The following is a 13,347-nucleotide window of genomic DNA, read 5'->3' as shown; positions in this document are numbered from 1 at the left end:
GGCACCACCATGAACAGCATCGCAATCAAAGGTATCATCTGCCCCATTCTGACCCCGATGTATGAAGACGAGAGCATCAATGAACAGGAGCTGCGCAATCAGGTCAACCGGCTGATTGATGCCGGCATTCACGGCCTGTTTGCCTTTGGCACAAACGGAGAAAGCTATGCTCTCTCCACCGCTGAGAAAGAGCGGGTGCTGGAGATCGTTGTGGAGGAGACAAATCACCGGGTCCCGGTCTACGCCGGATCCGGCTGCATCACAACCAAAGAGACCATTGCGCTGAGCAAGAAGGCCTTTGAAATTGGTGCGGACGCCCTCTCCATTGTCACCCCCTTCTATGCCGCTGCATCCCAGGAAGAGCTGTATGCGCATTACATGGATGTTGCGTCTGCGGTGGATATGCCCATCGTCATGTACAACATTCCTCCCAGAACGGGCAACGCACTGGCTCCCGCGACGGTCCGCCGCCTTGCGCAGAGCGCCCCCAACATTGTGGGTGTCAAGGATTCCAGCGGGAATTTCGACAATATGAAGCAGTACATCGAGCAGACCGCAACTCTCGACCGGGAGTTCAGCGTCCTCTCCGGCAACGACTCCCTTATCCTTCCGGCTCTGGTCTTTGGCGGGAAGGGCGGCATTGCGGGGTGTGCCAATGTCTTCCCCCGCGCTATGGTCAAAATTTATGAGACCTGGGCAGCAGGGGATCTGGAAGGCGCAAAGAGAGCGCAGGACGATATCCGGCCCTTCCGCAACTGCTTCAAATACGGGAACCCCAACACCATCATCAAGCTGGCCACAAAAGAACTGGGGTATCCGGTAGGGAACTGCAGAAAGCCGTTTTGCCAGTTGTCCGAAGAGGGCATGGAGCAGATGAGGGTTGCTCTGCAGGGATGTGTCAGCAGAGGAATGTGCTAAAAACGTAGAAAGCAGGGATACAATGAATCTTCCGATTCTCGGCATCTCCATGGGAGATCCCTTCGGCAACGGCCCAGAGATCACCGTTAAGGCTCTGGCGGACAGGAGCGTGTACGACCGCTGCCGCCCTCTGGTGGTGGGCGATATGGCCAGCATGGAGTACGCCGTCAAGGTGGCGGAGAAGGTCTCCGGCATCCACCTGGAGCTCCGGCCTGTCAGGTCTGTGGCCGAGGCCCGGTTCCAGTACGGGACCATCGACGTGTACGACATGGGCCTCATCAAGGCCGGCGACATCCCCTGCGATGCCGCCGATCCCAGGCCCTTTGGCCTGGGCGCCACCGCCCTGGGCGGCGAGGCCTCCTTCCAGTATGTAGTCAAGGTCATTGAACTGGCCATGGCCGGCGAGGTCGATGCCACCATCACCAACGCCCTGAGCAAGGAAGCCATCAACATGGCCGGGCACCACTACTCCGGCCACACGGAGATCTACGCCGACTACACCCACACCTCCAAGTACACCATGATGCTGGCCCACGAGGACCTGCGAGTGGTCCATGTGTCCACCCACGTGTCCCTGCGGGAGGCCTGCGACCGGGTGAAGAAGGACCGGGTGCTGGACGTGATCCGGATCGCCAACGCCGGCTGCAAGGCCATCGGCATCAAGGAGCCCAAGATCGCCGTGGCCGGCCTGAACCCCCACTGCGGTGAAAACGGCATGTTCGGCACCGAGGAGATCGAGGAGATCCAGCCCGCCATCGATGCCGCCATGGCCGAGGGCATCATCATCCCCGAGAAAAAGCCCACCCCGCCGGACACGGTCTTCTCCAAGGCCCTGGGCGGCTGGTACGACATCGTGGTGGTCATGTACCACGATCAGGGCCACATCCCCCTGAAGGTGGAGGGCTTTGTGTACAACAAGGCCGAGGGCCACTGGGACGCGGTGGCCGGCGTCAACGTGACGCTGGGCCTGCCCATCATCCGGGCCAGCGTGGACCACGGTACCGGCTTCGGCCACGCCGGAGACGGCCACGCCAACGAGCTGAGCCTCATCAACGCCATGGACTACGGCATCCGCATGGCCAACGCCAGAGCCGGCGACTGAATCTTCCCCTGCCGGGGCCAAGCGGCGCAAAGGAGTGATTGCTTTATGAAGGTTACTATGACAGAGGCCATCTGCAAGGAAGGAATGGCCCTATTGGAGGACAAAGCCCGGATCTTCGTGGCCCATGACGCCCATCCTCACAACTATCTGGATCAACTGAAGGATACGGATATGTTTATTGTCCGGGTGGCGGACAAGGGAGCGGTTGACAAGGAGACCATGGAGAGCAGCCCGGCTCTGAAAGTCATTGGCCGTCCCGGTATCGGATACGACAGTGTGGATGTGGAGACGGCCACCCGTCTGGGAATTCCGGTGGTGGTGACGCCCGGCGCCAACAACCGCAGCGTGGCAGAGCACGCTGTAACACTTATGCTGGCACTTTCCAAAAATATGATAGAGGCCGACGCGGAGCAGCGCAAAGGCAACTGGAAGATCCGCGACGCCAAAAAGGCCTTTGAGGTGGAGGAGAAGACCTGCCTTATCATCGGTCTGGGGACCATCGGCAAGATCATCGCTCACCTGTGCCTGGGCCTGGACATGAAAGTCATCGGCTATGACACTTTCCTGACGGCTGAGCAGATGAGTGCCATGGGCGTGGAGAAGTACGAGGACAAGTTCGAGGCCCTGAAGGTCGCCGACGTGGTCATCGTGCAGATGCCTCTGATTGAAGGCGTCACCAACAATACCATTGCTAAGGCGGAACTGGATGCCATGAAGCCCACCGCCCTCCTCGTCAACTGCAGCCGCGGCGAGATCGTCAACGAACCCGACCTGTGCGCAGCGCTGAGAAGCGGCAGTATTGCCGGTGCAGGACTGGATGTGTTCTGGAACGAACCCACCCATGTGGACGATGAGATCCTCTCTTGCCCCAATGTGATCGTCAGCCCCCACTCTGCCGCCCAGACTCGTGAGGCCGTCATCAAGATGGCCACCATGTGCGTCAACGGCTGTCTGGCCGTCTGCAAGGGCAAGAAGTGGCCCTATGTGGCGGACAAAGCCGTGTACGACCACCCCCGCTGGGCCGGAGCGGACTGGGCCGAGGGATAAAAGACGGCGGCAGTGAGAAACATACACGGTTTCCGGAAAGGAGAGAATCTACTTGGAGATCAAAGAACAGTCTGAACTGCGGAAGGTCCTGTCCGGAGTGGAACTTCCCCGGATGTGCCGAGTCCGGCAGATCTTTCGCCGGGACGGCATTGATGATGTGGTGGCCTGCGTGCGGGAAAAACTGCAGGCAGATACCCGCTTTCGGGAGCGGATCCTGCCTGGTATGACGGTGGTCCTGACCGGCAGCAGCCGTCAGATCAGCCACATGCCTGAGATCCTGCGGGAGCTGGCCTCTTTCGTAAAGGCTAAGGGGGCAAAGCCATATATCATTCCTGCCATGGGCAGCCATGGCGGAGCCACGGCGGAAGGCCAGCGAAAGATCTTGGAAAGCTACGGCATTACTGAGGAATTTTGCGGCTGCCCCATCTACTCCAGTATGGAGACCGTTCGGGTAGGTGAACTTCCCAATGGGGACGAGGTCCGGGTAGACAAGTTCGCCCATGATGCGGACGCCGTGATCGTCGTGGGCCGGATCAAAGCCCACACCGCTTTTCGCGGTCCGTACGAGTCAGGTCTCATCAAGATGCTGGCCATCGGAATGGGCAAGCGTGAAGGAGCGGACTCCCTGCACCAGGCCGGATTCGGAGAAATGGGGGAGAGGCTCCCCCTGTATGCCAAGGTCGTGTTCGACAGCTGCAAAATCGCCTTTGGCGTAGCCACCATTGAAAACGAATTTGACGAGACCTGCCGCCTAGAGGTCATTCCCGCCGAGGATATTTTTGAAAAGGAACCAGAGCTTCTCCTCTATGCAAAAAAGCGGCTGCCCAGAATCATTTTGCCGGAAACGGATGTGCTCGTTGTGCGGGAGATTGGCAAAAACTTTTCCGGCAGCGGCATGGACCCCAATGTGACTGGCACTTTCGGAACCCCCTTCGCTACCGGAGGAATTCAAAAACAGCGCGTGGTGGTGCTGGACATTTCCAAAGAGAGTCACGGCAGCTTTATCGGACTGGGCAAGGCGGATACCACCACCAAACGGGCCTTTGAAAAGCTGGACACCAATGCCACCTATTTCAATATGATCACATCTACGGTCCTGGGCGTGGGCAAGATACCCATGGTGCTGGAAGATGACAAATTGGCTTTGCAGGCCGCCGTAAAAACTCTGACGCAGGTAGACAAGTCCCGCGTTCGCATAATCTATATTAAGAATACGCTGTCCCTGGAGGAGATCATGGTCTCTGAATCCCTTCTGGAGGAAGTAAAAGCACGGGAGGATATGGAGGTCCTGGAGGCTCCCAGAGAACTGAATTTTGATCAGGCCGGGAATCTGCTGGATTTTGCGTGATATTTCGACCCCCGGAGAACATCGTGTTTTCCGTAATGTTTTTGAGGAGGTATTGAACATGAAAAAGAAATTATTGAGCATTCTCTTGGCAGGCGCATTGGCATTGTCTGTGACCGCGTGTAGCGGCTCTGACAGCAGCACGACCACCAGTGATGACGCCGCTGGCACCGAAGCCGTCCACCTGACTCTGGCCCATGCCGATGCTGCTGACGGAAGCCTTTTCGGCGAGTGCACCAAGGAATTCAAAGCTATGGTGGAGGAAAAATCCAACGGTTCCATCATCGTTGACATCTATCCCAACGGCCAGTTGGGCACCGTATCCGAGTATGTGACCGGTATCCAGAACGGCACGATCGACTTGGCTCCCGCCGTCACTTCCTTTGTGGCGAACTTCTGCCCCAACGTCTCCGTTTTTGAAATGCCCTTCCTGTTTGAGGACTACGACCATGTCTGGGAAGCGCTGGACGGTTCTGTGGGTGAGACGCTGACAGCGGATCTGGAGGCCAACAACATCATCCCCCTGATCTGGTGGGGCATCGGCTTCCGCAATGTGACCACCAGCGAGAACCATCCCATCAACTCGGTGGAAGACCTCAAGGGTTTCCGTATCCGTATCATGCAGTCTGAGATCCAGCAGTCCCTGTTCCAGGCACTCGGCGCTGATGCCGTTCCCATGGACTGGGGAGAGCTGTACACCGCTTTGCAGCAGGGCACTGTGGACGGGGAGGAGAACCCCTACACTCAGGTCTTTAGTTCCAATATCTGGGAAGTAAACCCTATCATCGTGGAGACCAAGCATGAGTTTTCTCCCTCTGTCTTCATGATGTCTCCCTCCGTGGCCGGCAAGCTCTCCGAAGATCAGATGAACATCCTCTATGAGTGCGCTGAGGCTTGCAAGCCCATTTTCCGTCAGGCCACCGTAGATATCAATGACGAGGCCCTGCAGTCCCTGCAAGACGCTGGCTGCTCCTTTGTCAACACCCTGGACGCCGCTGAGCTGCAGGCCGCTACCGCCTCCGTTTATGACGAATATCCGGAATACAGTGAACTGGTGGACGCCATTCGTGCCCTCCGCTGACACGGACTTTCCCGAATAACCGCCGCAGGCCGGGGAAGGCACTCCCTCCCCTGGCCCGCTCTCCGGCGGCGCGGAACGGCTTTTTGAGAAAGGAAAAAATATGGTAAAGGTCTTATCAATCCTCAATAAGCTGGACAATGCGATTTTTGTTGTCCAAAAAATTCTGATCCTCATCGGCGTCATCGCCATGGTCGTCATTAATGGCGCGCAAGTCTTCTGCCGCTATGTGATTCACTCCAGCCTTGCCTGGTCTGAGCAGACCAGTGTGCTGCTGTTCTTTATTTTGATCATGCTTGGGGCGAACCTGGCGGTCAAGACCGATACAGAGACTAAAATCGACATTCTGCGGTTCAAAAACGACAAGGCGAATGCAACGCTCCACCTGATCACGGACGTGCTGAGCGTCGTTGCCGTTGTGGTTTTTCTGGTGTCGACACAGGCCCTTCTGACACAGGCAAAAAACTTTCCCCAATATCTCTCCTCTTTAAAACTGGACTATTACTACATCTATCTTTGGTTGGCCGTCGGTTTTGCCTTGGTTTTGATCGATAAAATCATCAATATACTGAAAAACATCTGCTGCATCTGCGGAATCACCCTTCCGGATTATGCGCAGCTTGACGCGTACCAGAGCGAAAAGGAGGCCGATGCATGAGTCCGACATTGATCCTGGCCCTTTGCTTCGTAATTACTTTGGCCATCGGTGTGCCTGTGGTATGGTCTTTGGCTCTGTCTAGTATGGTGGCCTACCTTTCCATTCCCGGCATCTCTCTCTCCTTTTTGGCACAGAAGATGGAGCTTGGCAGCGAGCAATATTCTCTTCTGGCTATTTTCTTCTTCATGCTAGCCGGTGCAGTCATGCAGCATGGTGGTATCGCTACACGGCTCATCGCATTTGCAAAGGCAATCACCGGGTCTGTCCGGGGCGGCCTGTCGATCGTCGCCATTGTAGCATGCATGTTCTTTGCTGCACTGTCCGGTTCTTCCGTAGCTACTACGGCGGCCATCGGCGCCATCATGTATCCCGAACTGCTCAAAGACGGTTATGATGAAGGATATGCCGCAGCGTTGCCAGTGGTGGGCGGCACATTGGGAATCGTAATCCCCCCCAGTATCGTGTTTGTGGTTTACGGCACTACCACCAACACCTCTGTTGCAAAACTCCTGATGTCCGGCGTCCTGCCCGGTGTTCTGGCCGGAGTTGCCATGTGCGTTTACTGTTACTTCTATGCAGTGCGCCACAATATCCACAGCGGCGGCCATTTCAGCGCCCGTGAACTGCTTATCTCCACCAAGGATGCCATCTGGGCGCTGCTGATGCCCCTGATCGTGCTGGGTGGCATCTATGCCGGTGTGTTCACTCCAACGGAGTCTGCGGCAGTGGCCTGCATCTATGGTTTGATTGTCTCCTGTGTGATTTACCGGGAACTGCGGATGCAGAAGCTGATTCAGATCGCCATTGACAGTGTCAAATCCACGGCCAATGTCATGCTCATCATCATGGCGGCCAAGCTCTTTTCCTATGTCCTTACCCGTAACGGGATTCCGGCTATGCTCTCCAACGCCCTCACCGAGATGATCTCCACCAAGGTCATGTTCCTGCTGGCGCTGAACATACTGCTGCTGTTCCTGGGAATGATTATGGATGCCGGCCCCATCATTCTCATCATTGCACCGATCATTTACCCTGTGGCATTGAGTTTTGGCATCGATCCCATCCAACTGGGCTGCATCATCGTTTTCAATCTCTCTGTGGGCCAGGCAACCCCGCCCTTTGGCCTATGCCTTTTTGCCGCGCAACCAGTCACCGGGCAAAGTATTGCGACCCTCAGCCGAAAATCTATGCCATTCGTACTGATCCTTTATGCGATGGTATTGCTGACATCGTTCGTCCCTGCGCTTTCCATGGTGATTCCCAACCTAATGTAACGACCGGAGGAGGCCCTTGCTCATGGTTTTCGATACAATTATCAAAAATGGTCTGACCGTTGATTTTCAGAACATGAAGACGGTCACCCGTACCCTCTATATCAAGGACGGCCTTCTCGCGCAGGGCGCAGAGGGCGACACGGCCAATGCTGTCATTGACGCAAAAGGGCACTATGTTCTGCCGGGCCTTATTGATGAGCACGTCCACCTCAACGCATTCAACAGCAATATCGGTGCCAATGCCGATCTCCTCTGCATACCCATGGGCGTCACCACGGCAGTGGATGCCGGCACATGCGGCTGGACCAATTTTGAGGGTTTTTACAACTACAACATCGTGCGGTATGTGCCCAATGTTCTGGCATATCTCCATGTTTCCCCCTATGGTGTCCACAGCGGGTGCATTCATGAGGAAAACCACGATCCCGCCGATTTCAATGAAGCGGAAATCGTGAAGATGGCCGTAAAATACCGCGATACCATCCGGGGGCTAAAGGTCCGTATGTGTACCGCCACCCTGGGAGATTACGGTATTGCCCCTCTCAAGCGGGCAGTGGAAATTGCCGGCCGCATTGAGCAGGCTACCGGGCGCTTCTGTGTGGTGGATGTTCACTACGACAATCTTCCCCAAAATGTCACAGTTCAGGAAATCCTGGAGACCCTGCGCCCAGGTGATGTCATTTCCCACGTGATGCAGATCCACGGTGAGACCATGTTCACGGCAGATGGCCATGTGCGGGAGGATCTGAAGCAGGCAAGGCAGCGCGGTATTTGGATCGATGACTGCCACGGGCGTGTCCACTGGTCCTTTGATACTCTGAAAAAGGCATATGCGGATGGTTTCTATCCCGACATTATCAGCTCCGACGTGGTAAGAATCAGCACTTTTGTGCGTCCTGGCTCTTCTCTGGTGCACAGTATGTGCGTCTGCTCTGCGGCGGGTATGAGTGAATTGGAAATCTTCAAGGCCGTCACGCAGACGCCTGCTAGGGCCTTGGGGATTTTGGACCGGGCCGGCACACTTGATGTCGGAAAGCCTGCTGATATCTGCATCATGGACGTTCAGAATAGTCTGGAAACCTATCAGGATTGGTGGGGCGGCCCCTGCAAGGGGAACAAATGCTTTATTCCCTTGATGACGCTTAAAGATGGTGTAATTGTTTATCGCCAGACGTTCTTCTAAGAGGAGTTTTTGCACATTAGAAAAAGTCGCCTGTTTCCGGTTCCGGCAACAGGCGGCTTTTTCGGGCCATGGCAACCTGTATGGATATATCAAAATACTAACATGTAGCGTAAGAATGGTCGGACCGTGGACCGGCCTATTAAAAAGCCTCTAAGTAGCAAGTGCTTTTTTAACTTTTCTCTGGCCGAAACAATCTAAGTGATATATTGTGGTTGTTTATTTCGAACAGTTCCGCAAGATCGGAATATGGAGTACGCATACCAATAGCGGCAGACAAACAGAATACGATTTCCTGATCAAACACCGACCGGGAATGATACAACGCTTCGCCTAATTCCCAAGTGGACAGTTTAGCTTCCGTGTCGCCTGGAGCCATAATATATCCTTCCGGTTCATCAAGGACCACTTCATAGCAGATGTTCCGCCTGAAAGCGGTGGTTGGATGGGACGAAATTTTAAACGATCAGGTATGTATAATCATTCGCGCATTCCTATGCCTCTTGATCGGCGTTAGATATGTTCCTGATAGTATTGCCACATAGTTTTCTGCATTTGTGGAGGAATTCTTCCGTGGCTTGCTCTGAACGGATGTAGAACAATCTGATTTTCCAAATTGCATACGCCGTCCTTTCCCCAATATATGGCTTCATATCCCTCCCACAATGACAGAACTCGATTTGTCTCAACTATATATTACAGACTTGAGAGTGGTTATTTCGGTCAGAACATAATTCTATTTGAAATTTTGAAATGAAAAACGACTGCTTGAATGAATATGTCGACAAGTGAGATCCGGTATTTTTCCGTAGAAGAAAGTTAAAGGTTTACAGAAGGTTCACAGATGACCCAGGGGTCAGCGGTTGACACAGCTTCTCTTAAATTTTATAATACAAATACTGGAAATCAAAAGCCCGGTAGCCCTTCACGCGGGCCAGTACAGTGCTACAAGTGAATAATGGCATGTTAAGGGGAAGGGCGCCATCCGTGATCGTAAAAGAAAGGACGATCTGGGTGGCTTTTTGTTTTCTAGGGAGAAATGAAGGGGGAATGTCGATGAGTGGTTGAACACGAGTTGCTGGACAACAGAATTTTTAAGAACGGTGGTGATATGCATTCACGCACAGCGCAAAAACAAAGTGGATTTCCTGATCAAAAAGGAAAGCCGCCGAAACTGCTGCAACAGTCCGGCGGCGCGCCGCGTTCCGAAAAACGCAGACTCCATCTGCAAACAGTCTAACAGAGAGGCTTCCGGAACGCAAGATTTTGTTCTCTGAATTTTGAAAAGAACACGGAGGTACTCTATGCCGATTCTCGGTGAACGATTTTATCAAATGAGCAACGCTATCTTCTGCTATGACCTGAAACCGATCCCACTGGCGGTATACAGCTACCTGGTCTGCTGCGCTGGGCAGAAAGATCTGTGCTGGCCCAGCATTAAGACCATCGCACTGCACTGCAGCTGTTCAGAAAACGCTGCGAGGGATGCGGTCAAGCAATTAGTGGATCGCGGATTCATCCGCAAGGTGGCAACTAAGCAGATGCGCCGCGACGGAAGCTGGCGGCAGAGTAACAACCACTACTACATCCTGCCGCTGCCTGCGCTTCCTACCGCAGGCCATTGCGCAACCAGGAGTTCCGCCGCAGGAGATGGTGAGGAAGTGTATCAACAAGACGAAGGATAACAAGGAAAAGCCTGTGAGCCCCTTGTGAGGCCCTGTGTGGAGCGGTTCGGGACCCGGCAGGGTCCCGGCCCCTTCCGGGGATTTCGGACAAATTTGGGCCGTTTTTGAGGCTCTGCGGAGGACGAAAGAAAAAGCTGGATAAAGGCCTGGGGTCACTGCCCCAGCTTTCACCCGGCACATCTGCCCGCAGTGCGGGCAGTTTCAAAGGGCCCCGGAGTTAGCAGAAATGGGGGCAAAAATGGCAGAGAAAAGAAATCCTGCGGTCGTTATCCCGCAGCGCTTACTCCCACAAAGAAAAACCAGGGGTCAACCCCAAGAAAGGAGGCCTATATGAGCCAAAAAGAGAAATTCGCCCTCTACCTGACGCCGGAGATGAAGGCACGGCTGGAGCGGCGTTATCAGGAAGATGGCAGCCGCAGTCTCACCGGATTTATTGAGAACGCCATCAACTTCTATCTGGACTATCTCAGCGCCAACAATGCCGGTATGTTCCTGCCAGTCTCGGTGCAGTCCTATCTGGACGGCAGATTGGATCAACTGGAGAAGCGGGTGTCGTCGTTGCTCTTTAAACAAGCGGTAGAACTGGATCAGGGTGTGAGCGTTCTCGCGGACTGCGTTCATCTGGACGAGGAGTATCTCCGGAAAAAACACGCGGAGAGTGTGGCTCGCGTGAAGAAGCTCAACGGCCATCTGCAGCTGGAGCAGATGGCAAAGCGTGCGCAGGAGCAGCGGGACGGTGATGATGGATGGCAAGACTGATCATCAAGAGTCCGTATATCAAGTGTGGCGGTGGTCAAGGTGCAGACGGTTACCTTCGCTACATCGCAACGCGGGAACGGGTGGAGATCATCCCGGATGACCGTCCACCAACCCGTAAGCAGGAGCAGCTCATCACAAAGCTGACGAAAGACTTTCCAGATGTGAAAGAGCTGCTGGAGTACGAGGACTACACAGCACATCCCACAAAGGCTCATGCATCGTCACTCATCACGCTGGCGCTGGAGGAACACTGGAAGCAGGTGCAGCAGACGGATGGCTACATGAAGTATATCGCTACCCGGCCCCGCGCCGAGCGTCTGGGTGACCACGGCCTGTTCGGCGACGCGGATCATGTGGATCTGGATTCCGCCATGTCCGAGTTGGAGCACTACACCGGAAACGTCTGGACGCACATCATCTCCCTGCATCGAGAAGACGCGGAGCGTCTCGGCTACAACAACGCACAGGCATGGCGAGCATTACTCCGCGCGCACCGCAACGACATCGCGGCAGCCATGCACATCCCGCCCCAGGACTTCCGGTGGTATGCGGCGTTCCATGATGAAGGCCATCATCCTCACGTCCACATGATGGCGTGGTCGGTGAAAACGGGACGGGCGCACCTCGACCGGGATGGCATCCGCCAGATGAAGTCCCAGCTCACCAACGATATCTTCCAACAGGAACTGCTCCATGTCTACGAGCAAAAGTCTGTCTCCCGGGACGAGCTGGTGAAAGAAACTCGAAAGGTCATGCTGGAGTTGTCTCGGCAGATGCGGGAGACAGTCTGCGAGCACACCCAGGCAGAGCAGATGATCTGGAAGCTGTCCGAGCAGCTGGGTGAGGTCAAAGGCAAGAAGTCCTATGGCTATCTCCCGAGGCCCATGAAGCGGCAGGTGGATGAGATCGTGGATCAGCTGGAGTGCATTCCTGTCGTCAACGAGTGCTATCAAAAGTGGTGGGAACTCCAGTGTCAGGTGAACGAGTTCTACTCCGGCAAGAAACAGCAGCGTCCGCCGCTGTCAAAGCAGAAGGAGTTCCGGGCCATCAGGAACGCGGTCATCCGGGAGGCAGAGAATATCCGCCTGGGCAAGATCACCTTCGAGGATGAGAAGAGGGAAGAGCGGGGCGAGTGGGTGGACAACTGGGAGGTCTCCTATGATTGCCTGCGGCTGCGTGCCGAGATTGAAGACAACAAGCTGCCGCTGGATCAGCGGGATGAGGCGGTGGAGGATCTGGAGCGGCTGGCAGAGTACGGTGATGTCCACGCCCAATACTTCCTGGGACTGCTATACCGGGACGGCGGTCTGCTGCTGCCGGATGCGGAACAAGCCGCCTACTGGTTGGAACTGGCGGCAAAGCGAAATCTGCCGGCAGCCCAGTATGCTCTCGGCAAGCTATATCACTCTGACGATCCGGAGGTCCATGATGTTGGTGAGGGCATCCGGTGGTTGGAGAGAGCAGTTCGAAACGGGAACCCCGACGCTGCCTATCGACTGGGAAAGGAATACCTGACGGGCAAGTCCGTGCAAAAGGACGCAGTCAAAGCGGCGGAGTATCTCCGTCACGCAGCTGACCAGAATCATCCCTGGGCGAACTATCTGCTGGGGAAGCTGTACCTCACAGGCAACGGCGTTCCCAAAGACGACGAAGCGGCTTGGAATTGTTTCCGGATGGCGGATGCGTATGGCCATCCCTGTGCTCGGTATGTTCTGGAACGCCAAGATCAATGGCACCAGCCGCAGCTCCTGTTGACGGTAAGTCGTCTGCTCTACCACATGAGCAACATCTTCCAGGACAACGCGCCTGCTCCGCCCGCACAGCCGAGGCTGCACATCGACCGCAAGCGGATGCGGGAGCTCCAGGAGCTGCGAATTGCTCTGGGCCACCAGCCGGATGACCATGAGGAAGAGCAAACGCAGACCCAGTCCTGGGGCGGCATGACCATGAAGGGATGGTAAGAGTCCGCAATTTATCGTAGACCACATTGATTGTAGGGCATCCCCTCCACCAGATGGTGAGGAAATGTATCAACAAGACAAAGCATAACAAATAAAAACCTCTCCCACGGCAGGAGAGGAGAAAGGATATTCAGTGAAAAAAGAAACATTCAAATCTTATGAAGATCTGCCGCTGATGCTCTCGGTTCCGGAGATGGCAGCGGCGCTGGGAATCTCCCGTGCCGGGGCTTATGAATTGGCCCGGTCTGAGGGCTTTCCCGCATTGAGGATCGGAACCCGCATTGTGATACCCAAGGACAAACTTCAGGAATGGGTAGACAAACAGACCGAAAAGATATGA

13 protein-coding genes are annotated in these 13,347 nt (G+C 55.0%); all 13 read left to right on the top strand.

The features are described from left to right. The first annotated feature begins 9 nt into the window (after positions 1-9). The 13 genes from dapA to DN611_RS14230 all read left to right on the top strand — a co-directional run bounded on the left by dapA (position 10) and on the right by DN611_RS14230 (position 13,347). Positions 10-918 (top strand): 4-hydroxy-tetrahydrodipicolinate synthase, encoded by a 909-nt coding sequence (gene dapA, locus DN611_RS14285; protein ID WP_119311675.1) that lies wholly within the window; start codon positions 10-12, stop codon positions 916-918. A 22-nt stretch (positions 919-940) separates the two neighbouring features. Continuing rightward, positions 941-2,020 (top strand): 4-hydroxythreonine-4-phosphate dehydrogenase PdxA, encoded by a 1,080-nt coding sequence (pdxA, locus tag DN611_RS14280; RefSeq protein WP_119311674.1) that lies wholly within the window; start codon positions 941-943, stop codon positions 2,018-2,020. Positions 2,021-2,065: 45 nt separating this feature from the next. Then, positions 2,066-3,067, top strand: coding sequence for a hydroxyacid dehydrogenase (locus DN611_RS14275; RefSeq protein WP_119311673.1), 1,002 nt, complete (start codon positions 2,066-2,068; stop codon positions 3,065-3,067). A 52-nt stretch (positions 3,068-3,119) separates the two neighbouring features. After that, a complete protein-coding gene (locus DN611_RS14270) occupies positions 3,120-4,415 on the top strand; it encodes a lactate racemase domain-containing protein (protein ID WP_119311672.1) in 1,296 nt (431 codons plus the stop codon). Between the two features lie 58 nt (positions 4,416-4,473). Continuing rightward, complete coding sequence (dctP, locus tag DN611_RS14265; RefSeq protein ID WP_119311671.1) at positions 4,474-5,493, top strand: TRAP transporter substrate-binding protein DctP; 1,020 nt, start codon at positions 4,474-4,476, stop codon at positions 5,491-5,493. Between the two features lie 100 nt (positions 5,494-5,593). After that, the gene (locus DN611_RS14260) at positions 5,594-6,148 is read left to right on the top strand and encodes a TRAP transporter small permease (RefSeq protein ID WP_119311670.1); all 555 of its coding nucleotides are present in this window, start codon (positions 5,594-5,596) and stop codon (positions 6,146-6,148) included. Further along, positions 6,145-7,422 carry a TRAP transporter large permease gene (locus DN611_RS14255; RefSeq protein WP_119311669.1) on the top strand — a complete coding sequence of 426 codons (1,278 nt, stop codon included), beginning with the start codon at positions 6,145-6,147 and terminating at the stop codon, positions 7,420-7,422. Before DN611_RS14260 ends, DN611_RS14255 begins: the two co-directional genes overlap by 4 nt. A 22-nt stretch (positions 7,423-7,444) precedes the next feature. Then, a complete protein-coding gene (locus DN611_RS14250; RefSeq protein ID WP_119311668.1) occupies positions 7,445-8,605 on the top strand; it encodes an amidohydrolase family protein in 1,161 nt (386 codons plus the stop codon). Positions 8,606-9,662: 1,057 nt separating this feature from the next. Continuing rightward, entirely contained in the window at positions 9,663-9,842 is a 180-nt protein-coding gene (locus tag DN611_RS16535) for a hypothetical protein (RefSeq protein WP_145985111.1), read from the top strand. Between the two features lie 64 nt (positions 9,843-9,906). Beyond that, positions 9,907-10,287 (top strand): helix-turn-helix domain-containing protein, encoded by a 381-nt coding sequence (locus DN611_RS14245; RefSeq protein WP_119311667.1) that lies wholly within the window; start codon positions 9,907-9,909, stop codon positions 10,285-10,287. Between the two features lie 330 nt (positions 10,288-10,617). Next, positions 10,618-11,046, top strand: coding sequence for a hypothetical protein (locus DN611_RS14240; protein ID WP_119311666.1), 429 nt, complete (start codon positions 10,618-10,620; stop codon positions 11,044-11,046). Further along, positions 11,034-13,007 (top strand): MobP3 family relaxase, encoded by a 1,974-nt coding sequence (gene mobP3, locus DN611_RS14235; RefSeq protein ID WP_119311665.1) that lies wholly within the window; start codon positions 11,034-11,036, stop codon positions 13,005-13,007. The genes DN611_RS14240 and mobP3 overlap by 13 nt, the downstream gene beginning before the upstream one ends. A 133-nt stretch (positions 13,008-13,140) precedes the next feature. Then, on the top strand, positions 13,141-13,347 hold the full coding sequence (locus tag DN611_RS14230; RefSeq protein WP_317336530.1) for a helix-turn-helix domain-containing protein: 207 nt from the start codon (positions 13,141-13,143) through the stop codon (positions 13,345-13,347).

Origin of the sequence: Oscillibacter sp. PEA192, from assembly GCF_003574015.1 — a bacterium.
Classification (GTDB): domain Bacteria; phylum Bacillota; class Clostridia; order Oscillospirales; family Oscillospiraceae; genus Oscillibacter; species Oscillibacter welbionis.
The sequence above is the reverse complement of the archived record's forward strand: the minus strand, read 5'-3'. Positions and strand labels throughout refer to the sequence as shown.

What these genes read in the sequence shown, in the direction of transcription:
- dapA (WP_119311675.1), top strand. Translation starts at nt 10, where the DNA reads ATGAACAGCATCGCAATCAAAGGTATCATCTGCCCCATTCTGACCCCG.
- pdxA (WP_119311674.1), top strand. Translation starts at nt 941, where the DNA reads ATGAATCTTCCGATTCTCGGCATCTCCATGGGAGATCCCTTCGGCAAC.
- DN611_RS14275 (WP_119311673.1), top strand. Translation starts at nt 2,066, where the DNA reads ATGAAGGTTACTATGACAGAGGCCATCTGCAAGGAAGGAATGGCCCTA.
- dctP (WP_119311671.1), top strand. Translation starts at nt 4,474, where the DNA reads ATGAAAAAGAAATTATTGAGCATTCTCTTGGCAGGCGCATTGGCATTG.
- DN611_RS14260 (WP_119311670.1), top strand. Translation starts at nt 5,594, where the DNA reads ATGGTAAAGGTCTTATCAATCCTCAATAAGCTGGACAATGCGATTTTT.
- DN611_RS14255 (WP_119311669.1), top strand. Translation starts at nt 6,145, where the DNA reads ATGAGTCCGACATTGATCCTGGCCCTTTGCTTCGTAATTACTTTGGCC.
- DN611_RS14250 (WP_119311668.1), top strand. Translation starts at nt 7,445, where the DNA reads ATGGTTTTCGATACAATTATCAAAAATGGTCTGACCGTTGATTTTCAG.
- DN611_RS14245 (WP_119311667.1), top strand. Translation starts at nt 9,907, where the DNA reads ATGCCGATTCTCGGTGAACGATTTTATCAAATGAGCAACGCTATCTTC.
- DN611_RS14240 (WP_119311666.1), top strand. Translation starts at nt 10,618, where the DNA reads ATGAGCCAAAAAGAGAAATTCGCCCTCTACCTGACGCCGGAGATGAAG.
- mobP3 (WP_119311665.1), top strand. Translation starts at nt 11,034, where the DNA reads ATGGCAAGACTGATCATCAAGAGTCCGTATATCAAGTGTGGCGGTGGT.